24 protein-coding genes and 1 other RNA gene are annotated in these 22,477 nt (G+C 63.4%); 7 read left to right on the top strand and 18 right to left on the bottom strand.

Going from position 1 to position 22,477, the window contains the following annotated elements:
* Positions 1–237: 237 nt before the first annotated feature.
* Positions 238–1,212, bottom strand: coding sequence for a tRNA (adenosine(37)-N6)-dimethylallyltransferase MiaA (gene miaA, locus JQ597_RS22310; protein ID WP_212266673.1), 975 nt, complete (start codon positions 1,210–1,212; stop codon positions 238–240).
* Between miaA and serB the strand changes: the two genes are divergently transcribed.
* Both serB and atzF read left to right on the top strand, forming a co-directional pair.
* The gene (gene serB / locus JQ597_RS22305) at positions 1,211–2,104 is read left to right on the top strand and encodes a phosphoserine phosphatase SerB (RefSeq protein ID WP_212266474.1); all 894 of its coding nucleotides are present in this window, start codon (positions 1,211–1,213) and stop codon (positions 2,102–2,104) included. The genes miaA and serB overlap by 2 nt on opposite strands.
* Positions 2,105–2,201: 97 nt before the next feature.
* Positions 2,202–3,560: an allophanate hydrolase gene (gene atzF / locus JQ597_RS22300; protein WP_212266472.1), complete on the top strand. Its 1,359-nt coding sequence runs from the start codon at positions 2,202–2,204 to the stop codon at positions 3,558–3,560.
* Between the two features lie 97 nt (positions 3,561–3,657).
* On the opposite strand, the gene JQ597_RS22295 is transcribed toward atzF, so the two are convergent.
* From JQ597_RS22295 to JQ597_RS22220, 16 genes are all read right to left on the bottom strand, one after another.
* The gene (locus JQ597_RS22295; protein WP_212266470.1) at positions 3,658–4,383 is read right to left on the bottom strand and encodes a Crp/Fnr family transcriptional regulator; all 726 of its coding nucleotides are present in this window, start codon (positions 4,381–4,383) and stop codon (positions 3,658–3,660) included.
* 66 nt (positions 4,384–4,449) lie between these two features.
* A complete protein-coding gene (locus JQ597_RS22290) occupies positions 4,450–5,313 on the bottom strand; it encodes an ABC transporter ATP-binding protein (RefSeq protein ID WP_212266670.1) in 864 nt (287 codons plus the stop codon).
* A gap of 5 nt (positions 5,314–5,318) precedes the next feature.
* Positions 5,319–6,065: an ABC transporter permease gene (locus tag JQ597_RS22285; RefSeq protein ID WP_212266468.1), complete on the bottom strand. Its 747-nt coding sequence runs from the start codon at positions 6,063–6,065 to the stop codon at positions 5,319–5,321.
* Positions 6,066–6,068: 3 nt separating this feature from the next.
* Positions 6,069–7,070, bottom strand: a complete 1,002-nt coding sequence (locus tag JQ597_RS22280) for an NrtA/SsuA/CpmA family ABC transporter substrate-binding protein (RefSeq protein WP_212266466.1) — start codon at positions 7,068–7,070, stop codon at positions 6,069–6,071.
* 485 nt (positions 7,071–7,555) lie between these two features.
* Entirely contained in the window at positions 7,556–9,070 is a 1,515-nt protein-coding gene (locus JQ597_RS22275) for a Do family serine endopeptidase (RefSeq protein WP_212266464.1), read from the bottom strand.
* A gap of 162 nt (positions 9,071–9,232) precedes the next feature.
* Positions 9,233–9,433 carry a DUF2065 domain-containing protein gene (locus JQ597_RS22270; RefSeq protein WP_192737988.1) on the bottom strand — a complete coding sequence of 67 codons (201 nt, stop codon included), beginning with the start codon at positions 9,431–9,433 and terminating at the stop codon, positions 9,233–9,235.
* 91 nt (positions 9,434–9,524) lie between these two features.
* Positions 9,525–10,433 (bottom strand): protease modulator HflC, encoded by a 909-nt coding sequence (hflC, locus tag JQ597_RS22265; protein ID WP_212266462.1) that lies wholly within the window; start codon positions 10,431–10,433, stop codon positions 9,525–9,527.
* A complete protein-coding gene (gene hflK / locus JQ597_RS22260) occupies positions 10,430–11,578 on the bottom strand; it encodes an FtsH protease activity modulator HflK (RefSeq protein ID WP_212266460.1) in 1,149 nt (382 codons plus the stop codon). Before hflK ends, hflC begins: the two co-directional genes overlap by 4 nt.
* A 169-nt stretch (positions 11,579–11,747) precedes the next feature.
* The gene (locus JQ597_RS22255; RefSeq protein ID WP_212266458.1) at positions 11,748–12,275 is read right to left on the bottom strand and encodes a dihydrofolate reductase; all 528 of its coding nucleotides are present in this window, start codon (positions 12,273–12,275) and stop codon (positions 11,748–11,750) included.
* Complete coding sequence (locus JQ597_RS22250; protein ID WP_212266456.1) at positions 12,275–12,760, bottom strand: GNAT family N-acetyltransferase; 486 nt, start codon at positions 12,758–12,760, stop codon at positions 12,275–12,277. The genes JQ597_RS22255 and JQ597_RS22250 overlap by 1 nt, the downstream gene beginning before the upstream one ends.
* A gap of 20 nt (positions 12,761–12,780) precedes the next feature.
* Positions 12,781–13,575, bottom strand: a complete 795-nt coding sequence (locus tag JQ597_RS22245) for a thymidylate synthase (protein ID WP_212266454.1) — start codon at positions 13,573–13,575, stop codon at positions 12,781–12,783.
* A gap of 269 nt (positions 13,576–13,844) precedes the next feature.
* Entirely contained in the window at positions 13,845–14,831 is a 987-nt protein-coding gene (locus JQ597_RS22240; protein WP_409363315.1) for a tripartite tricarboxylate transporter substrate binding protein BugD, read from the bottom strand.
* Positions 14,832–14,946: 115 nt separating this feature from the next.
* The gene (locus JQ597_RS22235) at positions 14,947–16,512 is read right to left on the bottom strand and encodes a tripartite tricarboxylate transporter permease (protein WP_212266452.1); all 1,566 of its coding nucleotides are present in this window, start codon (positions 16,510–16,512) and stop codon (positions 14,947–14,949) included.
* Positions 16,513–16,519: 7 nt separating this feature from the next.
* Positions 16,520–17,020 carry a tripartite tricarboxylate transporter TctB family protein gene (locus JQ597_RS22230; RefSeq protein ID WP_212266450.1) on the bottom strand — a complete coding sequence of 167 codons (501 nt, stop codon included), beginning with the start codon at positions 17,018–17,020 and terminating at the stop codon, positions 16,520–16,522.
* 104 nt (positions 17,021–17,124) lie between these two features.
* Positions 17,125–17,658: a chromate transporter gene (locus tag JQ597_RS22225; protein ID WP_212266448.1), complete on the bottom strand. Its 534-nt coding sequence runs from the start codon at positions 17,656–17,658 to the stop codon at positions 17,125–17,127.
* Entirely contained in the window at positions 17,655–18,284 is a 630-nt protein-coding gene (locus JQ597_RS22220; RefSeq protein ID WP_212266446.1) for a chromate transporter, read from the bottom strand. Before JQ597_RS22220 ends, JQ597_RS22225 begins: the two co-directional genes overlap by 4 nt.
* A 78-nt stretch (positions 18,285–18,362) precedes the next feature.
* Here JQ597_RS22220 and ssrA point away from each other — a divergent pair.
* The 5 genes from ssrA to JQ597_RS22195 all read left to right on the top strand — a co-directional run bounded on the left by ssrA (position 18,363) and on the right by JQ597_RS22195 (position 21,666).
* Positions 18,363–18,720: a transfer-messenger RNA gene (gene ssrA / locus JQ597_RS22215) on the top strand.
* A 199-nt stretch (positions 18,721–18,919) separates the two neighbouring features.
* On the top strand, positions 18,920–19,447 hold the full coding sequence (locus tag JQ597_RS22210) for an SspB family protein (protein ID WP_212266443.1): 528 nt from the start codon (positions 18,920–18,922) through the stop codon (positions 19,445–19,447).
* Between the two features lie 79 nt (positions 19,448–19,526).
* Positions 19,527–20,945 (top strand): class II fumarate hydratase, encoded by a 1,419-nt coding sequence (gene fumC, locus JQ597_RS22205; protein ID WP_212266441.1) that lies wholly within the window; start codon positions 19,527–19,529, stop codon positions 20,943–20,945.
* A gap of 275 nt (positions 20,946–21,220) precedes the next feature.
* A complete protein-coding gene (locus JQ597_RS22200) occupies positions 21,221–21,409 on the top strand; it encodes a DUF4169 family protein (RefSeq protein WP_212266439.1) in 189 nt (62 codons plus the stop codon).
* A complete protein-coding gene (locus tag JQ597_RS22195; RefSeq protein ID WP_212206970.1) occupies positions 21,406–21,666 on the top strand; it encodes a ribbon-helix-helix domain-containing protein in 261 nt (86 codons plus the stop codon). Before JQ597_RS22200 ends, JQ597_RS22195 begins: the two co-directional genes overlap by 4 nt.
* Before the next feature lie 96 nt (positions 21,667–21,762).
* Here the strand turns inward: JQ597_RS22195 and JQ597_RS22190 are convergent, their stop codons facing one another.
* On the bottom strand, positions 21,763–22,356 hold the full coding sequence (locus JQ597_RS22190; protein ID WP_312011046.1) for a tetratricopeptide repeat protein: 594 nt from the start codon (positions 22,354–22,356) through the stop codon (positions 21,763–21,765).
* Positions 22,357–22,477 lie beyond the last annotated feature (121 nt).

Raw genomic sequence — 22,477 nt, 5'->3', positions numbered from 1 at the left:
CGATAAGGAGCTTGGTAATAATATTACGCATAGGACGGTCCAGACTTCCCGAAGATTACGCGCGTTATAGCGATCGGACCCCGGAAGTCAAGGGAAGGACGCTTTCAGCCCGATTAAGGCAGTGTAACGGGGTTCCGGCCGTTCGGCGAGTGCGAATTTGCTGTTCCCTGCCATGCGCGGGGCCCTACGACGCCTCCGTCATTCCAGGATGGTCCGAAGGACCAGACCTCAGGGGCGCTATTGCGCCCCCGGGGAATCTCGAGATTCCGGGTTCGCTTCGCGCCCCGGCATGACGGTGGCCACCCACCCCCGCGCCGCCTCCGGCGCCACCCACTCAAACTCCGGCAATTGGTGCCGGAACCAGGTGAACTGCCGCTTGGCATAGTGGCGGGTGTCGGCGCGGCCGATCTCGGCGGCCTCCGCTTGGCTGATCTCGCCCTTCAAATGCCGGATCAGCGCCGGCACGCCATGGGCCTTCATCGCCGGCAGCAGAGGGGCGAGGTGTCGGGCGGCCAGTCCGGCCACCTCCTCCAATGCGCCTGCTGCCAGCATCGCATCGAACCGCGCATCGATCCGGGCATAGAGATGGTCGCGCTCGGGTGCCAGAAATAGCGCGTGAAACTCGCCTTGCGGCAGCAGCGGCGGCAGGCCTTCACGGTGCCAGTCGGTCAGCGCGCGGCCGGTGGCCTCGACCACTTCGAGCGCCCGTGCGATGCGGGCGCGGTCGCGCGGCTTCAGGCGTTCCGCCGTTGCCGGGTCGCGCTTTGCGAGCTCCGCATGCAACGCTTCGACGCCATCGAGCTCCAGCCGCGCGCGCACGCTGTCACGCACTTCGGCCGGGATCGGCGGCACCGCCGACAGGCCGCGCGTCAGCGCCTTGAAATAGAGGCCGGAACCGCCGACGAAGATTGGCAGGCGTTTTGCGGCTTGTGCTTCCGACAGCATTTTGGCGGCGTCCGCGACCCACGCGCCGGCGGAAAAATTCACGGCGGCATCGACATGGCCATAGAGCCAATGCGGCGCCTGCGCCTCTTCGGCAGGCGTCGGGCGGGCCGTGATGATGCGGAGATCGCGATAGACCTGCATGGAATCGGTATTGATGACGACGCCGCCGGTCTTTTGCGCCAGCTCAAGGGCCAGCGCCGACTTGCCGCTGGCGGTCGGCCCTGCGATAAGCACGGCCTTATTCCCCAAACGCGAATTCGCCTGCATGTCCCTCGTCGCCACGCTCATCTGCAATCCCGTCAACCCCGCGCTCGACTCCACCATCGTCGACGGCGCGCTGGCCGTCCTGCCCTCGCCCGGCACGGCCCAATGGCTGTTCGACGAAGTTGCGGTCGATATCCCCTTCACCGGCAGCGAGGATATCAAGGCGATCGAGGCCCGCCTGCGCCAGGCGCGGGGCGACCTGCCGATCGACATTGTGGTGCAGCCTGCCGCCTTCCGGCGCAAGAAGCTTTTTCTCGCCGACATGGATTCCACCATGATCGGCCAGGAATGCATCGACGAACTGGCCGATTTTGCCGGACTGAAGGCGCACGTCGCCGCCATCACCGAACGCGCGATGCGCGGCGAAATCGAGTTCGAGCCGGCGCTGCGCGAGCGCGTCGCGCTGCTCAAGGACATGCCGGTCGGCGTGGTCGATGAGGTGCTGAAAAAGCGCATCACGGCGACCCCGGGCGGCCGCGAACTGGTCATGACCATGCGCGCCAACGGCGCCTACACCTGCCTGATCTCGGGCGGTTTTACGCTGTTCACCAACGCGGTCGCCGCGATGATCGGGTTCCAGGAAAACCGCGCCAACGAGTTGAAGGTGTCGGGCGGCAAGCTCACGGGCGAAGTCACCGAGCCGATCCTGGGCCGCGCCACCAAACTCGCGACGCTGGTCGAACTCACCGAGTCATTTGATCTCGACGACATCGACACGCTGGTGACCGGTGACGGCGCCAACGATCTCGGCATGATCGAGGCCGCCGGCCTCGGCGTCGCCTATCACGCCAAGCCGGCCGTGGCGGCGGCCGCCGCCGCCCGGATCGACCACGGCGATCTCACCGCATTGCTCTATGCGCAGGGCTATCGGCGCGATGAATTTGTGACGGCGTGAATCACCGCTGCACCTGAACACGAAGCATTTAATTGCTTGTTCGTGACGACCCGCTCGCCCAGTTTTGCAGAGAGCAGCGCGGGTGGAGTTCTTTCAGGTGAACCAAATCAATCTACGATTCGCAACGTCCTCCCCTGCCGGGAGCGACCCGCTGCAGGCCATCGAGACAGCCTATCGGCGGATCGAGACCGAGCGTGACCGGAACTGCTGGATCCATGTCCGCCCGATCGCGGAGACGCGGGATCATTGCCGCACGCTGATGACACGCGCCGATTCCGGCGAAACCCTCCCCCTGCTCGGTGTCCTGTTCGGCGTCAAAGACAATATCGACGTTGCGGGCATGCCGACGACGGCCGCCGTCCCGGCATTCAGCTACATGCCGGCGCGTTCCGCCGAAAGCGTCGAACGCTTGATTGCGGCCGGCGCGATCTGCATCGGCAAGACCAATCTCGATCAACTCGCCACCGGCCTCTCCGGCGCGCGCTCGCCCTACGGATCCTGCGCTGCCGTCGCAGACCCGCGCTATGTCTCGGGCGGCTCCAGTTCGGGCTCGGCGGTCGCGGTCGCCGCCGGCCACGTCACGTTCGCGCTTGGCACCGATACCGGCGGCTCGGGCCGCATTCCCGCCGGGTTCAACGACATCGTCGGCATCAAGCCGACGGTCGGACTGGTGTCGTCGCGTGGCCTGGTGCCGAATTGCCCGACGCTGGATTGCGTCTCGATCTTCTGCAATTCGGTACAGGACGGCGCCGCGATCCTGGACGTCATGGAAGGCTTCGATCCCGAGGATCCGTACAGCCGGCCCGCGCCGGCGTCCGTCAGCGCCCGCGCCGCCGGCAAGTTCAGGTTCGGCCGCCTCATGGCCAACGATCTCGAATTCTTCGGCATGCCCGAATGCGGCGCGCTCTACGAGCAGGCCTGCGACAGGTTTTCCAGCCTCGGCGGTACCGCGGTCGAGATCGATTTTGCGCCGTTCGCCGAGGCCGGCGCGATGATGTTCGCCGGACCCTGGGTCGCGGAAAGACGTGCCTCGATATCAGCGCTGATGGAGGTCGATACCGATCGCCTGCTCGATGTTACAAAAACCGTGCTTCGGACGGCCACCAGCTATTCGGCGATCGACACTTTCACCGCGATGCACCGGTTGTTGCGGCTGCGCCGGCAATCACAAGGCCTTCTCGCCGGTGTCGATGCGCTGGTGGTGCCCACGGCGCCGCGACCGTTCCTGCTGGACGAGATGCACAGCGATCCGATCACGCTGAACAACCGCCTCGGCCACTACTCCTACTTCGCCAATCTGCTGGATCTCTGCGCGGTAGCGATCCCGAACGGCGTGTTGCCGAACGGCATCCCCATGGGGGTGACGCTGCTGGCGCCGGCCTGGTCCGACCGGGCGCTGATCGCGCTGGCGCGGCGGCTCGACACAAAATCGCGAAAACAACCCCATGCACAGTAGGGAATGTGCCTCGGCTCGCGAGCACCCCACGATATGTTGTGTCCCGGGTGCGAGAAAGATGGTCCATCGTCACGGCCCAACCTCATCTCATCCCGCGCTAGACCACTTCAAGATCCAGCGCCGGCATGTTCAGGATCGAGATCAACCCCCGATGATATTGGATGATGCCGCGCTGCTGCATGCGCGCGAGCTGAACGGTGACCCATTGCCGGGTTGAGCCGATCAGGTTGGCGAGGTCGCCATGCGTAAACGGCACCGCGATGGTGGTTTCGCGGCCGTTGCGGATGCCGTGTATCCGCGACAGGAAAATCAGCAGGCGATGCAGCCGCTCGGTGACCGAGCGCGTCCCCAGCATCTGCGCCATCGCCGAATAGCACCGCGCCTTGAAGGCGAGCGCGTCCAGCAGCGCGACCGCCAGTGGGGCGGACTCCAGCGCGACTTTCTTCAGCGCCGGCCCCGGCAGAAATGTCAGCTCGCTCGCCTCGACCGCCACCGATGTCCACATATGCGGTCCGGTGCCGAACAAATCCGGGCCGCCGACGAAGTTGCCCGGAAACCAGTAGGCCAGCGTCACCTCGCGCCCTGACGGCGCGACGTAGTAGCTGCGAATGCGGCCGGATCGGATCAAATAGATTCCGGTCTGACCATCGCCCTGCTGCCAGACGAACTGGCCGGTTTCGAGAGGCTTGTCGCGGCCTATACCGCGCAGGCGCTGCCGATCCGCCTCGCACAGTTCATCCAGCAGACCCGGCAGCGGGCGCACGAGGCTGTCCGATTCCGCCAGCATGATTCCGGCCGCGGCTCTCGCATGTGCTGCTGTCATGGTCGCCTCCTTGAATTGAGCTAGTCAATTCAAGACTCGTGCCAACAAAGCCGCAATTTAGCACCGTCAGCCGGCGCTCGACTGATCGAAGGCGCGACGGCCTTCGGACCGGATCAGGTCGAGACAATCCTTCTTCAGCGCAAGGTAGGCAGGATCGAGCATGATGGCGTTGGAACGCGGCCGCGGCAGATCGACGCTGAGATCGCGCAGGATGCGTCCGGGGCCCGCGCTCATGATCAGGACCCGGTCCGCCAGCAGAATGGCCTCGTCGATGTCGTGGGTGACGAACACGACCGTGGCATCGATGCGCTCGCGCAATTCGAGCAGACTGTCCTGCATCACGCTGCGGGTCTGGGCGTCGAGCGCGCCGAACGGCTCGTCCATCAGAAGCACGCGCGGCTGGTTGGCGAGCGCGCGTGCAATCGCAACGCGCTGCTGCATACCACCGGACAGCGTGTGCGGATAGGCGTCGGCGAAACGATTGAGACCGATCATCTCGATCAGCCCATCGGCAATCGCCCTGGCCTCGCTCCGCGACTTACCCAGCATGCGCGGACCATGGACGATGTTCTTGCGGACGGATTTCCAGGGAAACAGATGCGGCTGCTGGAACACCATGCCGACATCGGGCCGCGGCCGCTGCATCGGCTTGCCGTCCACGATCACCGCGCCGCTGTACGGCGTCTCCAGGCCTGCGATGGTGTTGAGCACCGTCGACTTGCCACATCCGGATGGACCCACGATGCAGACAAACTCGCCATGAGCCACGCTGAATGTCACCCGATCGACGGCAATCACCTGCCCCTGCGGCGTGTCGAACACGATGCTGAGATCGACGACGCTGATGATGGTGCGGGCCACCGCGCGGTCTCCTGCAGGTGACGGCTGTGGATGTGCAAGCGCCAACGCCGGCTCGGACCGATGTACCATCTGCTTCATCGCCACCACACCGTGCGTTCCGCGACCGCCGCGAACAGTCGGTCGGCGACAAAGGACATCAATCCGAGCGCTGCCAACCCGCCCATCACCTGGCCGGTCTGCAGATTCTGCTGCGCGATCTCGATCCGGTAGACGATGCCGGCAAAAGCGCCCGCCAGTTCGGCCGCCACCAGCGTGTAGAATGAAATGCTGATCGCGGTTCGAAGCCCGACCACGATGTAGGGCAAGGCGCCGAGCAGCACGATCTCCTGCAGCATCTGGCGCCGCGGCGTCCCGAGCATCTGCGCCGCCCGGATCAGGCCGCGGTCGACCTTCTGCACGCCGATATGCGTCGACAGCCACACCGTAAAGAAGACGCCCCAGACCACCAGGAACAGCTTGCCGGTTTCAGACAGGCCGAACCAGAGGATCACGATCGGAACGAACGCGATCGGCGGTATCGGCCGCAGGATATGAAACAGCGGCGACAGCAGGCTTGATACCAGCGCAAACTGCCCGGTCAGAACGCCGAGCGCTATGCCAAGCGCCGCCCCCACCACGAACCCGGTCACGACGCGATAGAGGCTCGCCCCGAGATCGAGGAAGAACTGCCCGCTTCGCACCCATTCGACCACGGCGACCGCGACGACCGACGGCGGCGGAAACAGCACGGCGTTGACGATTCCCGACCGTGCGATCACTTCCCATGCCACGACAAAGAGCGGGATCGAGAGCGCGCCGACCAGGATATTGATCCGCTTCATCTGCTATTTGGCCGAGACGGTAACGCGGCTGGCATCGATGCCGCGCAGCGGCTCGAGCGCCAGCACCTTGGCGAAGTCAGGCATCGTCGCGCCCGGCGGGTGGTTGCCGCTCTCCAGCCGCCACGCCGCATGCAGCTTGAGAATGCCGAGCAACTGATCGTCGATACGGACGCGGTAGACGTAGTCCTGCCAGATCGCAGCGAGTTCGTCGCGCTTCATGCCGACGATATCGGCGATGGTCGTGATCGCCTCGTCCGGGTTCGCCTTCAGCCAGGCCTCGGCGTCCAGCAAGGCCCGTAAGAATTTCTGCACCAGCGGGCCGTTGGCGTCGAGATAGGGCCGCGTCACCACGATGTTGAAGGTCTCGGAATACAGGCCCTTGGTGTCGAGCAGCACCGCGTTCTCGCCAAGCGCCTTCCTGGCGTTGGCGATATGCGGCTCCCAGGTATCGAACGCGTCGATGCTGCCGGCCGCCATCGCCGGCAGCATTTCCTGCGGCCGCAGGTTGACCAGCGTCACGTCGCCCGGCGTCAGGCCCGCGGCCTTCAGCAGCGTCGCGGTGTAGACTTCGCTGCCGGTGCCCGCTGTGAAGCCGATCTTCTTGCCGCGCAGATCGGCCTTGGTCCTGATCCCGGCCTTTGCCGCCGTCATGGTCTTGAGATCGGAGTATTCCATGCCGGCGACGAACGCGATCGGCTGGTTTGCCATCGCCGCCGCGGTCACGGGCGCTTCGGCCGTGGTCGCAAAATCGGCGCCGCCGCCCAGCACGGTATCCAGGCATTGCTTGCCCGAGGTGAAGTTGGCGACGGTAATGTCGAGCCCCTGCTTTTCGAACATTCCCTTCGCCTTGGCGACGATGACGAGGCCCGATATCGGACCGAGATTCTGCGCCAGCCGCGCTTTCACAAGATCCTGCGCCGCCGCCATCGTGGGCCCGACGATCGACCAGCAGAGCACGGCACATGCCGCAAACGCGGCGGCGGGGATGGATCTGGCGCGCGGCATGAGTGATCTCCATGGGCCGCCAGGGGCTCTGACGGCATGCTTGGTGACAATGATGGCGCCGGCCCCTGACCGGTCCCACCCGCAAGCCCCGCGTCCTCCCTTTGGACCTCCCGGCCAGCCTGTTGGGACCGTTGAGGTGATCCCGCTGTTTTCCGAGATGCCGATCGTCGGTTATGGCCCCCGTCCAAGGAAGCAATTAATCGACATTGGACGCGGGCAGGCGCGACGTGACGCAGGGGTGCTTGCGCACCCCGGTCACGAGGTCGGGTCGTGCTGGATTGGGTTACGATCAGGCGCGCATGCGCGGCGGTATCGTCGAGATGAATTTGTGGAGGTGGGATTTCGGCGTCGTCCCGGCGAAGGCCGGGACCCATAACCACCGGTGGCGGTTGCCTGGAAGGTATCAGCCACTGCCTCAATCAGCACGGCCGCAGTGTATGGGTCCCGGCCCCGTGCGCAATTGCGCACTAGGCCGGGACGACATATCACTGCACGAGCAGCGGCACGAAGCGCAACTCGCCTTCGCCGTTGGCAACCATCAGCAGGACCGACTTGCGCCCGTCCTTCTTGATCTGATCGACCCGCTTCTTGACATCGGCGGTGTTCGTCACCGCCTCCTGCGCCACCTCGACGATGACGTCGCCGGCGGACAGCCGCTTCTCGGCGGCATCGGAGGCATTGTCGACGCCGGTGATGACCACGCCCTTGACGCTGTCCTTGATCTTGTATTTTCCGCGCAGATCCTTGCTCAGGGCGGCCAGATCCAGACCGAGCACCTTTTGCGTCACCGGCTTCTCGGCGGCGGGCTCGTCCTTCGACTTGGCGGCGGCCTGCTGCACCTTCTCGTTATCCTCGAGCCGGCCGAGCGTCACCTTCTTGGTTTCCTCCGCGCCCTTGCGGATGACGACGACTTCGACTTCCTTGCCGACCGCGGTGTCGGCGACCACGCGCGACAGGTCCTTCGGATCCTTGACGTCCTTGCCGTCGAACTTGACCACGACGTCGCCGGGCTCGATCCCGGCGGGCTTGGCCGGACCCTTGTCGTCGATGCCGGCGACAAGCGCGCCGCGCGCCGGCTTGATGTTGAGGCTTTCGGCGATCTCGTCGGTGACCTGCTGGATGCGGACGCCGAGCCAGCCGCGGCGCAGCTCGCCGAACTCCCGGAGCTGATTGACTACGCCGATCACGGTCTTCGAAGGCACCGCAAAGCCGAGGCCGATCGAACCGCCGGTCGGCGAGATGATCAGCGTGTTGACGCCGACCACTTCACCCTCGAGGTTGAACAGCGGACCGCCGGAATTGCCGCGGTTGATGGAGGCGTCTGTCTGGATGTAGCTGTCGTAGGGCCCCTGGCTGATATCGCGGTTGCGCGCCGAGACGATACCGGCCGTCACCGAGCCGCCGAGGCTGAAGGGATTGCCGATCGCAATCACCCATTCGCCGAGACGCAGCTTGTCGGACTCGCCGAACTTGACCGCGACCAGCGGCTTCACCGGCTTGAATTTCAACACCGCGATATCGGTCTTCTTGTCGACACCGACCAGTTCGGCCTTGATCTTGGTGCCGTCGTTCATGATGATGTTGATCTCGTCGGCATCGGCGATGACGTGATTATTGGTGACGACGACGCCAGCGGTATCGATGATGAAACCGGAGCCGAGCGAATTGGTCTTGCGCGGCTGCATCTCGCTTCGCTCGCCTCCCTTGGGAGCGCCGCCGCGCCGGTTCTTGAAGAAGTCGTCGAAGAATTCCTCGAACGGCGAACCCGGCGGCAATTGCGGCGTGGCCTGCCGGTCGCCGCCACCACCACCCTTGGCCTCGACGTTCTGCGAGGTCGAGATATTGACGACGGCGTCGATCACCTTTTCGGCGATGTCGGCGATGCCGTCCGGGCCCCGCGCGAAAGCCGGCGCTGAAGCCAGAGCGCCGACAGCGCCGAGTGAAATCGCAGCCCCCATCATGCGCAGGCGACGGCTCAAAGCGGGTCTGGCTCCGGTCATGTCAGCTTCTCTCCAACGGGTCGATTTGGGGTCCACAGTGCGCCCGAACGGGTCTGAGGCGCAAGCATTTGAACCGGGCATTTCGGCGAAAAACCGGCCATCGGCGGCTCACGATTTCGTTGATTCCGCAGGCGATTTGCCAAGGTCGGCTCGGCTGGCGCGCTAGCGGCGAACCAGCCAGATCAGGAGCAGGCCCACGACCGCCGACCCGATACCCACCGCGCGCAGAATGTTGTCCGGCGTCGTCATCGCGCTCTTCATCGCCCGGCGCATCCAGGCCGGGCTCGCCGCGAACATCAGGCCTTCCAGCACAAACAGGATTCCCAGGCCGATGAGGAAGTCGGCAAACGCTATGGACCTCATCGGATGGCAACCTCCCGCTGAACGCAGTTCTTGCTTTTATCGCAGGCGAAGCGGGGTCCGCTTCGCCTGATATGGTGTGGTCGGCCGAGAGCTATTGCTTCGGCGCGGCTGGCGCGGCGGCGGCCGGCGGGTGACCGGCCGAATTGGCGAAGAAGCGGAAGAACTCCGAATCCGGCCGCAGCAGGAAGCGGGTGTCGTTGCTGCGAAGCCCGGTTTCATAGGCCGACATCGAGCGATAGAACGCAAAGAAGTCGGGATCCTTGCCATAGGCCTCGGCGAACAGGCGGTTGCGCTCGGCATCGCCGGCACCGCGCGTCTGTTCGGACGTCGAATTGGCTTCCGCGATGATGACGGTCGCCTCACGATCGGCCTTCGACCTGATCTCCTGCGCCTTCTGTCCGCCTTGGGCGCGGAACTCGGCGGCTTCACGCGCCCGCTCGGTCTGCATGCGCTGATAGACCGCCTGGCTGTTCTGCTCCGGCAGATCGGCGCGGCGGATTCGCACGTCGACGACCTGGATGCCGTAACCGTCGGCCTCCTTGTCGAGCTGTTCGCGAATACGCAGCATCAGCGCTTCGCGCTCATCGCGCACCACCGTGATGAAGGAGACCTCGCCCAGCACGCGGCGCAGCGACGCATTCAACAACGTGGTGAGCTGAATGTTGGCCGCCTGGATCGAACCGATGCTCTGATAGAAGCGCAGCGCGTTCTTGATGCGGTAGCGGGCGAAGGCGTCGACCACCAGCCGCTTCTGGTCCGAAGCGATCACTTCCTGCGACGGATTTTCCAGATCGAGGATGCGCTTGTCGATCGAGATGACGGTGTCGATGAACGGCGCCTTGAAGTTCAGGCCCGGTTCGGTGACGACGCGGATGGGTTCACCGAGCCGCACCACCAGCACTTGCTGGGTCTGGTCGACGGTGAAGACGGAGCTGTAGCCGAGGATGACGACGACGAACAGCGTGATCAGAAGGACAATGCCTGTGACGGGAGACCTCATCGGTTGCCTCCCTGCTGCTGCTGCTGACCGGTGGCGGGCGGCGCCGGCGTTCGCCGCGGCGACAACTCGTTGAGCGGCAGATACGGCACCATGTTCTGCGCCGACGGGCCGCCGTCATAGACGAGCTTCTCGGCATTGGCGAGGATACGTTCCATCGTCTCGAGATAAATCCGCTGCCGCGTCACGTCTTTCGCCTTGTTGTATTCGTCATAGACTTTCAGGAAGCGCGCGCTCTGACCCTTGGCCTCGGCGACCGCCTGTTCCTTGTAACCTTCGGCGACCTGCAGGATCTGCGCGGCGCGGCCGCGTGCGTCGGGAACGACGCGGTTGGCGTATGTCTGGGCTTCGTTCTGCAGACGCTCGAGGTCGGCGCGGGCGGCCTGCACGTCGCGGAACGCGTCGATCACCTGCGCGGGCGGATCGACCTTCTGCATCTGTACCTGCGTGATCTGAACGCCCGAACCATAATTGTCGAGCGTCTTCTGCATCAGTTCCTGCACACCGGCTTCCGTGGTGGTGCGGGCGCCGGTCAGGATCGGCTGGATGTTGGAGCGGCCGATCACCTCGCGCATGGCGCTTTCGGCCACCGCCTTCACGGTGCCCTCGGGGTTCTGGATGTTGAACAGGTAATTGCCGACGCCATCGGGCTTGATCCGCCACAGCACCGTGAAATCGACGTCGACGATGTTCTCGTCGCCGGTCAGCATCAGGCTTTCTTCCGGCACGTCGCGCATGGTGCGGCCGCGCCCGCTCGGATCGCTGATCAGCGTCATGCCGATCGAGATGGTGGAAACGCGCAGCGCCTTCGGCAGCAGCACGGTCTCGATCGGATACGGCAGATGGTAGTTCAGGCCGGGCTGCACGGTCTTGATGTGCTTGCCGAAGCGCAGGATCACGCCGAGCTCTTCCGACTGAACGCGGAAGAAGCCCGACAGGAACCAGATCGCCAGCGCGCCGATCAGAACCAGTGCGATGCCCATGCCGCTGAAATGGCCGCCGGGCAGAAGATTCTGCAGCTTGTCCTGGCCGCGACGCAGAAGGTCCTCAAGATCGGGCGGGCGCGGCCCAACCGATTGAGGTCCGTTGCCCCACGGTCCCTTCGGACCCGAGCCCCACGGGCCCCCGCCTTGATTCTTCCACGGCATATAAAAGTCTCCTCCGCGGGCCCGGGTCCGCCTGATTGGGCAAAATGCCCGGCCTCGCATGTCCGACCGGCTTTATAGGGGACCGCCCGGGCCCTTACAACGCAAGCTTATGGTCTTAAGCAGCTATGATTGGGGCCAAAATTGTCAATGCAAACATTGCCTAGCGAGGTTAATGCGACAATTGACGCGTGCCGCGCCGACGAAATGTCACATAGGAGAAGTCGGCGCTGTCGTCGGGTCCGGCCGGATTCCGCACGCGCGCGACCTCTACCCAGTCCGAAGCCGCAATTGCGGCGAAACGCGTATCGCCGTCGGGCCGGGCATGCACCTCGGTGATTTCCAGCCGATCGGCACGATCGATCCATTGCGCATAGATTTCCGCGCCGCCGATGATCGCGATCTCAGTGGCGAAACGTCGCAGCGCGTCGCCGGTGGCAATTGCCCTGGCGTCCGCGAAGGAAGTCGTGACCACGGCGCCGGCGGCACGATAGGTGGCATCGCGCGTCACCACGATATTGGTCCGCCCGGGCAGCGGCCGGCGCGGAATCGACTCGAAGGTCTTGCGGCCCATCACGATCGGCTTTCCCATCGTCATCGCCTTCAACCGCTGCATGTCGGATTTCAGCCGCCACGGGATGGCGCCGCCGGCGCCGATCACGCCGTTTTCGGCGACCGCGACAATGAGAACAATTTCCATCAACGCGTCCCTTGCGCCAGCGCTGTCAACGTCGGACCGCTTACCCGGCACACCGTCCACTCGTCCATCAGGACCGCGCCCAGCGATTTGTAAAAGTCGATCGACGGCGTATTCCAGTCCAGCACCGACCATTGCAAGCGCGACCAGCCGTTGGCCACACATTGTTTCGCAAGCTGCGCCAGCAGCGCCTTGCCGATGCCTTTGCCGCGCTGCGCCGGCCGGACGAACAGATCCTCAAGATAGATACCGGACCGGCCGCTGAACGTTGAGAAATTGACGAACCAGACCGCGAAGCCGGCCGGCTCGCCCTCCCACTCCGCAATCTCGCAAAACAGCCGCGGATGGCTGCCGAACAGCGCGGCGTCGATGTCAGCTTCGGTGGCCTCGACCTCGTGAAGCAGCTTTTCGTACTCGGCGAGTTCGCGAACCAGGGACAAGACAAGCCCGGCTTCATCGGGACGCGCGCGGCGGATCGCAAGAGCCATTCAATCGCTCACACTGCATCTCATACAGCCACCGCAGCCTTGATATGCGGGTGCGGATCGTAGCCTTCGAGCACGAAGTCCTCGTAACGGAAAGCGAAGATGTCCTTGACCTCCGGATTGATCTTCATGACCGGCAGCGGCCGCGTCGGCCGCGTCAGTTGCAGCCGCGCCTGTTCGAGATGGTTGGAATAGAGATGCGCGTCGCCGAGCGAGTGCACGAAATCGCCCGCCTTCAATCCCGTCACCTGCGCCACCATCATTGTCAGCAACGCGTAGGACGCGATGTTGAAGGGCACGCCGAGGAACACGTCGGCGGAGCGCTGATAGAGCTGGCACGACAGCTTGCCATTGGCGACATAGAACTGGAACAGGCAGTGACAGGGCGGCAGCGCCATCTTGTCGACATCGGCCGGATTCCACGCGCTCACGATCAGGCGCCGCGAATCCGGGTTGCGCCTGATCATGTCGATGAGATTGGAAATCTGGTCGATGCGGCGGCCGTCAGGCGCCGGCCAGGATCGCCATTGCGAGCCATAGACAGGGCCGAGATCGCCATTGGCGTCGGCCCATTCGTCCCAGATCGAAACGCCGTTGTCCTTGAGATATTTGATGTTGGTGTCGCCGGCCAGAAACCACAGCAATTCGTGCACGATCGCCTTCAGCGGCAGCCGCTTGGTGGTCAGCATCGGAAACCCGGCGCTTAAGCTGAAGCGCATCTGGTGACCGAAGATCGACAGCGTGCCGGTGCCGGTGCGGTCGTGCTTCTCCGCGCCGTCAGCGAGGATCCGTTCGAGCAGGTCGTGGTACTGATTCATGGAGTCTTCTTGATCAAGGAGCCTTCTTGGCGTCGGTTTCGCAAGCCTTTCGGGAAGGCGAATTTAGCGGCCGGACGCGGCAATCGACAGCACCGATTCGGCTACGCCCTGATTATACCCGGAAAAGTGATGTTTCCGGACTAAAGCCTCTTGTTTTTGACGCGTTTTCTTCACGCGAACCGGTATCCACTTCGCTTGAAAACGCTACGAAAAACGACAAGGGGCGGAACCTGCGTCCCGCCCCTCACCTATCTACCTGATCAGATTGATTAACCTGCCGGCTTAAGGACCGGCGTCCACTTCGCGATCTCGCTCTTCACCAGTGCGGCCAGCGCTTCCGGCGTGCGATCCTTGGGACCCGGGATCACGCTGCCGAGTTCGAGCAGGCGCTTTTTGACGTTCTCGTCGTCGAGTGCCTTGACGATCGCCTCGTTCAGCTTGGCGATGATCGGGGCGGGCGTTCCCTTGGGCGCGAAAATCGCATTCCACGCCTGGGCCTGGAAGGCCGGCAAGCCGGCCTCCGTGGTGGTCGGAACATCGGGCAGCGACGGATTGCGCTCGGCGGTCGCAATCGCATAGGCCTTGATGGTGCCGCCATTGATCTGCGGCACGGCGTTGACGATCTGGTCGCACATGTAATCGACTTGTCCGGCCACCAGCGCGTTCATCGCAGGTCCGGTGCCGTTGAAGGGCACGCCGACCGGCTTGACCCCCAGCACCGAGTTCAGCAACTCGCACGACACGTTCGAAACCGACCCAACGCCGGCATGCGCCGCGTTGACCTTGGTTTCGTTCGCCTTGACGTAGGTGATGAATTCCTTGAGGTCCTTGGGCGCGAGATCCTTGCGCGCCAGGATCAGGATCGGCGTGCCGGCGAGCAGCCCGACCGGCTCGAAATCCTTTTCGGGATGATAGGCGAGTTTGGGATAGAGCGGCACCGAGGCCGCATGCGTGCCCATATGCCCGGTGATCAGCGTATAGCCGTCATTGGCGGCCTTCGACGCGCGGGTCGTGGCGGTGGTACCGCCGGCGCCGACCACGTTCTCGATGATGATGGCCTGGCCGAGCGTTTGCGCCATATGGCCGGTGACGATGCGCGCGATCACGTCGGTCGGACCGCCCGCCGCAAACGGCACGATCATGGTGATGCTACGCGTCGGGTAGTTTTGCGCGTGCGCCGGCGCGGCAAGCGCGACCAGCCCGGCAAGGATGGCCAGGCAACCACCCGCCATAGAGCGACGACCATACAGTTTCATCTAATTCTCCCAGCTAAGCATTGAAGCAAATGCCGGCCCGATCGGCCGGCATTTCCATTTCACGAAAGAACGAACGAAGTCGATTCGACTTCGGACTGTGGCGAGCCGACGCAGGTCAGTTCTCGGATTCCACGAACACCTGATCGCGCTTCTTGCGGAGCGATGGCAGTACCGCCAGCACCAGCAGACCTGCAGCGATGGCCATCAAAACCGCCGATAGCGGACGCGTCAGGAACACTGACCAGTCACCGCGCGAGATCAGCAGCGCCCGGCGCAAGTTCTCTTCCATCAGCGGTCCGAGCACCATTCCGAGCAGCAGCGGCGCCGGCTCGAAATCATGCTTGATCAGCCAGTATCCGACCAGCCCGAACACGCCGGCGAGCACCACGTCCGTCGGCGCATTGTTCACCGAATAGATGCCGATCGCGCAGAACACCACGATCGAGGGGAACATCAGCCGATAGGGCACGCGCAACAGCCGCACCCAGATCCCGACCAGCGGCAGGTTGATGATCAGCAGCATCAAATTGCCGACCCACATCGAAGCGATCATGCCCCAGACGAGTTCGGGCTGCTTCTGCATCACCTGCGGTCCCGGCACGATGCCGTGAATGGTCATCGCGCCGACCATCAGCGCCATCACAGCGTTCGGCGGGATGCCGAGCGTCAATAGCGGAATGAACGAGGTCTGGGCCGCCGCGTTGTTGGCGCTTTCAGGCGCCGCGACACCCTCGATCACGCCGTGGCCGAATTTCTCCGGATGCTTCGATACCTTCTTTTCCAGCGTATAGGCGGCGAAGGATGCGATGACCGCGCCGCCGCCCGGCAGAATGCCGAGGATCGATCCCAGCACCGTGCCACGCAGGATCGCCGGCGTGGAATCCAACAGGTCTTTTTTGGTCGGCATCAGGCCGGTGACCTTCTGCTGCACCAGCTGGCGGTCGGTTTCGCCGCCCGCATCGAGATTGCGGATGATCTCGGCGAAGCCGAACAGACCCATCGCAACGGTGGCAAAGCCGAGGCCGTCCGCGAGTTCGGGGATGTTGAAAGCCATCCGCGATGCGCCGGTCTCGATGTCGGACCCGACCATCGACAACAGCAGGCCGAACACGATCATCGCGATCGCCTTAAGCACCGAGCCCTTGGCAAGCACCACCGCGAAGATCAGGCCGAGCACCATCAGCGAGAAATATTCGGCGGGCCCGAACGCCAGCGCGAGTTTTGTGAGTGGCGCACCCAGCACGGCGATCAGGACGGTCGCGACGCAGCCCGCAAAGAACGAGCCGATCGCCGCGATCGCCAGGGCCGGACCTGCGCGTCCCTTCTTGGCCATCTGAAAACCGTCGAGCGCGGTCACCACGGAGCCCGCCTCGCCTGGAATGTTGACCAGGATCGAGGTGGTCGAACCGCCATATTGCGCACCGTAGTAGATGCCGGCGAGCATGATCAGTGCGCCGACCGGCGGCAGGCCGAAGGTGATCGGCAGCAGCATGGCGACCGTGGCGATGGTGCCGATGCCCGGCAGCACGCCGACCAGCGTTCCGACCAGCGCACCAATCAGGCAGAGCAGAATGTTGACGGGAATAGGAATGGACACGCCGCCAAGAAAAGCGGGGGTCCACTGCACCAGCTGGAATACGACGCCGAAGCCGAGGCTAAGGTTTGAAAAAACGTCACCCATCACACCCTCACCGGATCATAAATTTGGGCAGCATCTGCAAGGGCAGACCCAGCGCGTAAGGAAACAACAGGCTGCAGAACACCGTCAGGCACACGGCGACGATGATGGTTTCCGTCCATTTCGTTTCCGGCGTGCCCAATGCCGCAATCAGGAAGCTCGAGAACGCCGTGACGATCAGGCCCATCGGGCGGATCATGAGCGCAAAGGAGAGAATCGCCAGGGATACGAACAGCGGACCGCGCCAATGGTATTTCGCCAGGTGCGCGCCCTCGGTGAGGAGGCCGACGACCATCACCGCAACGCCCAATCCGAGCAACAGAAAGGCGAACATGCGCGGTGCGGTTCCGGCTCCGAACGAGAATCCCCGCATGCCCTGCAAATCGCTCGACGCCCACAGGGCGAACAGCGCGATCGCTATCAGCGCGACCCCGCCGACGAAGTCCTGCGGACCGCGAACCCATTTCGGCATGATAGATTTGACCGGCGCGTGGCTCGGCGTATCACTCATCGATATCTCCCCCCCGACAGGGCTTCCCGCCCGTTCTGATTGGATGGCGTTTCTGATTGGATGGCGTTTGTGCACAGTCCCAAGGTCTTGCCTAGCGATTTTCCTCAGACAACGCCAGCAAAACCCAAAGCACCTCCGGCCAGCAATATCCAGACCGGATTGAGCCGCGTCGCAAAGGCCAGAACCGCGGCGGCCGCCGTAATCAGGCCGGCCACCCAGCTAAGGTCCGAAGTCAGCGCCAAAATCAGGCCACTGGCGCCCATCAGGCCGATCGAAAGCGGAACAAGGGCCGCCTGGATAATGGCGGGCCAGCGGGATTGGCTCGACCGCTGCAGCAGGCGGCTCACATAATAGGCAAGGATGGCGGTCGGGCCGCACATCGCCAGGGTCGCCGCCAGCGCGCCGGCCACCCCAGCGACGGAATAGCCGATCAGGGTCACGATCAGCACGTTCGGCCCCGGCGAGAGCTGGGAGATGGCGAAGATGTCGGCGAATTGCTTGTCATTCATCCAGTGGTGAACGTCGACCGCGATCCGGTGCATCTCGGGTATGGCCGAATTCGCGCCGCCAACCGCAAACAGCGACATCAAACCGAAAGTCCAAACGAGCGTCGAAATCGGATTGCCGTCCGAATTCATGCGGCCACCCGCTGGCGCAGAAAATAGGTAACGCCGAGGCTGAGCGGGACCGCCACCAGCAGCACCGTCTGCAGCGGCAGCCGCAGCAGGCCGATCGCTATGAACACCGCGAGCAGGATCACGAGCCCGACCAGGTCGCGCTTTTTGATCAGCGGCATCATCATCTTGAAGACGACCGCCATCAGAAGCCCGACCGCCGCGCAGGAAACGCCGGCCAGGATCCGCCGCAGCGCGTCGATCTCGCCGTAGCGCGCATACAGCGCCGCGAGGATCGTGGCGATCACCATGGGCGGGCCGACCAGCCCGGCAAAGGCTGCGATGCCGCCGGCAATGCCACGAAAGCGCGAGCCGAACACGACCGACAGGTTGACGATATTGGGCCCTGGCAGAAAATGGCACAGCGCGAAGGTTTCGTTGAATTCTTCCGCCGTCATCCAGCGGTGCTGGTCGACGATGCCGCGCCGGGCCCAGACCAGCACCCCGCCGAAGCCAGCCAGCGACATTTTCGCGAACGCCACGAACAGCTCAAGCAGGCCAGGCTGGTTTGGCGGGTGCGATGCAGGAAGATCCGGCGCCGGGACGGCGGCCGGCGGGGATTCCGAAGCCGGGGATTTTTTCGAAGGCATGGCCCAAAATCTAGAACGGCGGCACCGCCAGGGCCAATCCCAATTCGGCCGGTTCCCGCGCTTTCCACGCCCACCCCGGCACTATTTTTCTCAGCCTTTGCCCCCTATATTAGGGGCGCCGGTTCGCCGGCTATGGAAATAAATTGCCGTCGCAATAAACCATTCGGACCCGGGGGCAGTACCCGGCGCCTCCACCCAAGCCCACCCCCTGACGGCGGGTTTCGGCGGGGGCGAAACAGGATCGACGAGGGCGTAAAGGGCGTGTTTTTTCTCGGTATGGTTCCGCCGTTATCGGGCTATGCAATAGTTGCAAACGACAACTATGCTCCGGTTGCTCAGGCTGCGTAACGCAGTTTGAAAAACCAAGTCTAAAGTCCTGGTGGGTTAAGCTCCGCTAGGCGGGGTTGGGAGGCACCTGGCAACAGAAGCCTCCACTTTGTTTGCGCCTGCTTTTCCTGCGAGATTTTCTTGTGAATTTTCTTGCCGGTTTTCTTGCGATTTGCCGCCCGGCGGAACGCTTCTGCCGGAAATTCCACTCATGACGCCTGCTGACCTGCGGCCCCCGCCGGGGTAGCATGGGTCAAAATGGCGAGTCGGGCGACCGGCAGCCACCATCTCAACGTGACAGGACCACCATGGCGACCGACCACATCCGTTATGACGTGCTGGCGCGCGACGCGCTGCGCGGGGTGCTGCGCCGCGTGCTGACCGACGCCGCCGAACACGGGCTGCCCGGCGAGCATCATTTCTTCATCACCTTCCTGTCCACCGCCGACGGCGTCAAACTGTCGCCGCGGCTGCTGGCGCAATATCCGGAAGAGATGACCATCATCCTGCAGCACCAGTTCTGGGATCTGGTGGTGAGCGAGGATCGCTTCGAGGTCGGCCTGTCGTTCGGCGGCATCCCCGAGCGGCTGGTGGTTCCGTTCGCGGCGATCAAGAGCTTCCTCGATCCTTCGGTGAAGTTCGGGCTGCAATTCGAGCCATCCGACGAGGCCGCCGAAACGCCCACCGCCAACCTGACCGCCGTTCCCGCAGCCCCTAGCCTGCCCGTTCCTGCACCGGCTACAGCCGCCGAAAGCAAGGACGAGAGCAAGGACGAGCCGGCCAAGCCGAGCGAGGGCGCGGAAGTGGTGCGGCTCGATCGTTTCCGCAAGAAATAACTGGAGACAATCTACGCGCGGGAAAATCCGCGGCGCGCTACAATGACCGTTCCGCATCCACGCGTAACGGAATTCATTGATGGCCCGACGAGCGACACCCAAGCGATCCAAATCCACCCGCAGCGAAACCGACAGTTTCGGGCCCATTGATGTCCCCGCCGATCGCTATTGGGGCGCGCAGACCGAGCGCTCGCGGCAGAATTTCCGCATCGGCCATGACCGCATGCCGACCGCGCTCGTCCATGCGCTCGGCATCGTCAAGCTCGCCGCCGCGCAGACCAACCGCGATCTCGGCCTGCTCGACGCGCGCCGCGCCACCGCCATCACCCGCGCCGCGCGCGAGGTGATCGAGGGCAAGCTCGACGATCATTTTCCGCTGGTGGTCTGGCAAACCGGTTCGGGCACCCAGACCAACATGAATCTCAACGAGGTGATCGGCAACCGCGCCAACCAGATGCTCGGCGGCGACCTCGGTGCCAAGAAGCCGGTTCATCCCAACGATCACGTTAATATGAGCCAGTCGTCGAATGATTCATTCCCGACCGCGATGCATATCGCCGCCGCCGGACGCATTATTGACGATCTGATCCCGGCCCTGAGCGAATTGCATCGCGAACTGCGCAAGAAGGAAAAGGCGTTCGCCAGGATCGTCAAGATCGGCCGCACCCATACCCAGGATGCGACGCCGCTGACGCTGGGCCAGGAATTTTCGGGCTACGCCGCACAGGTGGAAAGCGGCATCGCACGGCTGCGCGTGGCGGTGAAGGATCTATTCCCGCTGGCGCAAGGTGGCACCGCTGTGGGCACCGGCCTCAACTCGAAGCCGAAATTCGCGAGGACATTCGCAAGGCACGTCGCCAAGATTACAAAACTGCCGTTCACGAGTGCCGCCAACAAGTTCGAGGCGCTGGCTTCCAACGACGCCTATGTGCTGGTGCATGGCGCGATCAACTCGGTGGCAACCGGCCTGTTCAAGATCGCCAACGATATTCGCCTCTTGGGATCGGGCCCGCGCTCCGGCCTCGGCGAATTGATCTTGCCCGAAAACGAACCGGGTTCGTCGATCATGCCGGGCAAGGTCAACCCGACCCAATGCGAAGCGCTGACGATGGTTTGCTGCCAGGTGTTCGGCAACCAGACCGCCGTGACCGTCGCCGGCAGCCAGGGCCATTTCGAGCTGAACGTGTACAAGCCCGTGCTGGCATATTGTATGTTGAATTCCATCCAATTGTTGTCGGACGTGGTTCGCTCCTTCACCGAGCATTGCGTGGTGGGAATACGCGCCGACGAAAAGCGCATCCGCGATTTGATGGAGCGTTCACTGATGCTGGTGACGGCGCTCGCGCCCAAGATCGGTTATGACAACGCCGCCAAGGTCGCCAAATCGGCGCATGCGCGCGGAACCACGTTGAAAGAAGAGGCTGTGCGGCTTGGGTTCGTTACTGCGGCCGAGTTCGATCGCCTGGTCCAGCCCGACAAGATGACACACCCGGGCTAACGGTCGCGCGACCCCGGTAAACTACGGACGTGCGTGACGTGATTATTGATCATAACTCCCAAAGATTGAGTTTGCTCATCGATCGCCATCTCGCGGACACAAGGTACGAGCACAAAATATTTGGTTTTCGCAGAGCGAAGCTTATTTTTTGATGCTATCAGAGAGCGCTACACGGGGATTCTGATGACTATCGATTTTGCACGCGCGCGGCGTGATCACGTTTGCATACGTAATGGATTTTCACACCTTCAAGTCGCCGGATGATGGAGGCGAGCATGGGGGACGTGGTCAACCTGAAGCGCTTCAAGAAGCGCAACGAGCGCGAAGCCTCGGTCAAGCAGGCCGACGCCAACCGCGCGCGGTTCGGCCGTACCAAATCCGAACGCGCGCTCGACGAGCAGGCCAAGGAACGCGCCGGGAACTTGCTGGATCAACATCGCATCGACGGCGGAGACGCATCATGAAGTCGCCGGTCGTCAAGCGCTCGATCGTGGTCGCCGGCCACAAGACCAGCGTCAGCCTCGAAGAGGCGTTCTGGAACGGCATGAAGGAAATCTCGGGCCTGCGGAACATGACGCTGTCCGAACTGGTCGGCGAGATCGACAGCAACCGCCAGCAGGGCAATTTGTCCTCGGCGATACGTCTGTTCGTGCTGGACTATTTCCGCACCCGCGCGATGCCGGCGGCCGCAGCTGCTCCTGAGGCCAGACCGCAAAGCTAGAACGCATTTCGTCGGGCTGTAAGCTGATCGCCAGCCCAAACTAGCCGCAGGCGCTTCTCGCAAGGGAATATGCCCGCGGCGATTGTCTCGCACACTTCAATAGACGAGGCTCGAACCGGGCGGCTTCTCAAGCGCGGCCGCGAGCGAACGATACTCCGTGCATTCGGTGCCGCAGATCGCAGCGATCCGGCTCAAATGATATTGCGCAGAATCACGGTTGCCCTGCTCGATCTGCCATAGGCCGTAGTACTGCCAGGTCAGCACGTGGTTCGGATCCGCCTTGAGCGCGCGCTCGTACCAGGCTTGCGACAGTTTGTAGTCACCGAGCTTGCGATAGGAGTAGCCGATCAGATTGGCCACGTTGGGATGATCGTCGTGGCCGAGCGCCTTCAACTGCTCGATGGCGCCGGCATACTCGTTGCGGTCATAGATCGTCGCATAGGCTGCACGATACCCCTGGATAAAGGCGGGGTCGCCGAGGCTGGTTTCCTTGGCTTTCTTCTTGGCCTTTTGGGTGCTGCTTCTGGCGGGCCGCGGCGCCGACCTGGTTTCCGGCGGTGGGGTCGTCGCCATCGGTGAATCGGCGCCGCCGCCACCTCCGGCGGCAAAGGCTGGAACCGGCGGTGCCGCAACGGCCAGCGCCATCAAGGACATTGCCAGTGTTACTAACCTGATCACGGATTTGACCACGCGCGCCTCCTGCTCTCGAGGGTAGGAATTCCTCCAGCCGTATCCATCAACCCCGCTTCGCACCGTACATTCCCCGACTTGGTCGGGGCGTCCTCACAAATCGGAGAGACCGGCGAGGACG

The sequence above is a fragment of the Bradyrhizobium sp. AUGA SZCCT0177 genome, assembly GCF_018130125.1.
Classification (GTDB): Bacteria; Pseudomonadota; Alphaproteobacteria; order Rhizobiales; family Xanthobacteraceae; genus Bradyrhizobium.
This window is presented reverse-complemented; position numbering and strand designations above follow the sequence as displayed.

What these genes read in the sequence shown, in the direction of transcription:
- serB (WP_212266474.1), top strand. Translation starts at nt 1,211, where the DNA reads ATGTCCCTCGTCGCCACGCTCATCTGCAATCCCGTCAACCCCGCGCTC.
- miaA (WP_212266673.1), bottom strand. Translation starts at nt 1,212, where the DNA reads ATGCAGGCGAATTCGCGTTTGGGGAATAAGGCCGTGCTTATCGCAGGG.
- JQ597_RS22295 (WP_212266470.1), bottom strand. Translation starts at nt 4,383, where the DNA reads ATGACAGCAGCACATGCGAGAGCCGCGGCCGGAATCATGCTGGCGGAA.
- JQ597_RS22290 (WP_212266670.1), bottom strand. Translation starts at nt 5,313, where the DNA reads ATGGTACATCGGTCCGAGCCGGCGTTGGCGCTTGCACATCCACAGCCG.
- JQ597_RS22285 (WP_212266468.1), bottom strand. Translation starts at nt 6,065, where the DNA reads ATGAAGCGGATCAATATCCTGGTCGGCGCGCTCTCGATCCCGCTCTTT.
- JQ597_RS22280 (WP_212266466.1), bottom strand. Translation starts at nt 7,070, where the DNA reads ATGCCGCGCGCCAGATCCATCCCCGCCGCCGCGTTTGCGGCATGTGCC.
- JQ597_RS22275 (WP_212266464.1), bottom strand. Translation starts at nt 9,070, where the DNA reads ATGACCGGAGCCAGACCCGCTTTGAGCCGTCGCCTGCGCATGATGGGG.
- JQ597_RS22270 (WP_192737988.1), bottom strand. Translation starts at nt 9,433, where the DNA reads ATGAGGTCCATAGCGTTTGCCGACTTCCTCATCGGCCTGGGAATCCTG.
- hflC (WP_212266462.1), bottom strand. Translation starts at nt 10,433, where the DNA reads ATGAGGTCTCCCGTCACAGGCATTGTCCTTCTGATCACGCTGTTCGTC.
- hflK (WP_212266460.1), bottom strand. Translation starts at nt 11,578, where the DNA reads ATGCCGTGGAAGAATCAAGGCGGGGGCCCGTGGGGCTCGGGTCCGAAG.
- JQ597_RS22255 (WP_212266458.1), bottom strand. Translation starts at nt 12,275, where the DNA reads ATGGAAATTGTTCTCATTGTCGCGGTCGCCGAAAACGGCGTGATCGGC.
- JQ597_RS22250 (WP_212266456.1), bottom strand. Translation starts at nt 12,760, where the DNA reads ATGGCTCTTGCGATCCGCCGCGCGCGTCCCGATGAAGCCGGGCTTGTC.
- JQ597_RS22245 (WP_212266454.1), bottom strand. Translation starts at nt 13,575, where the DNA reads ATGAATCAGTACCACGACCTGCTCGAACGGATCCTCGCTGACGGCGCG.
- JQ597_RS22240 (WP_409363315.1), bottom strand. Translation starts at nt 14,831, where the DNA reads ATGAAACTGTATGGTCGTCGCTCTATGGCGGGTGGTTGCCTGGCCATC.
- JQ597_RS22235 (WP_212266452.1), bottom strand. Translation starts at nt 16,512, where the DNA reads ATGGGTGACGTTTTTTCAAACCTTAGCCTCGGCTTCGGCGTCGTATTC.
- JQ597_RS22230 (WP_212266450.1), bottom strand. Translation starts at nt 17,020, where the DNA reads ATGAGTGATACGCCGAGCCACGCGCCGGTCAAATCTATCATGCCGAAA.
- JQ597_RS22225 (WP_212266448.1), bottom strand. Translation starts at nt 17,658, where the DNA reads ATGAATTCGGACGGCAATCCGATTTCGACGCTCGTTTGGACTTTCGGT.
- JQ597_RS22220 (WP_212266446.1), bottom strand. Translation starts at nt 18,284, where the DNA reads ATGCCTTCGAAAAAATCCCCGGCTTCGGAATCCCCGCCGGCCGCCGTC.
- JQ597_RS22210 (WP_212266443.1), top strand. Translation starts at nt 18,920, where the DNA reads ATGGCGACCGACCACATCCGTTATGACGTGCTGGCGCGCGACGCGCTG.
- fumC (WP_212266441.1), top strand. Translation starts at nt 19,527, where the DNA reads ATGGCCCGACGAGCGACACCCAAGCGATCCAAATCCACCCGCAGCGAA.
- JQ597_RS22200 (WP_212266439.1), top strand. Translation starts at nt 21,221, where the DNA reads ATGGGGGACGTGGTCAACCTGAAGCGCTTCAAGAAGCGCAACGAGCGC.
- JQ597_RS22195 (WP_212206970.1), top strand. Translation starts at nt 21,406, where the DNA reads ATGAAGTCGCCGGTCGTCAAGCGCTCGATCGTGGTCGCCGGCCACAAG.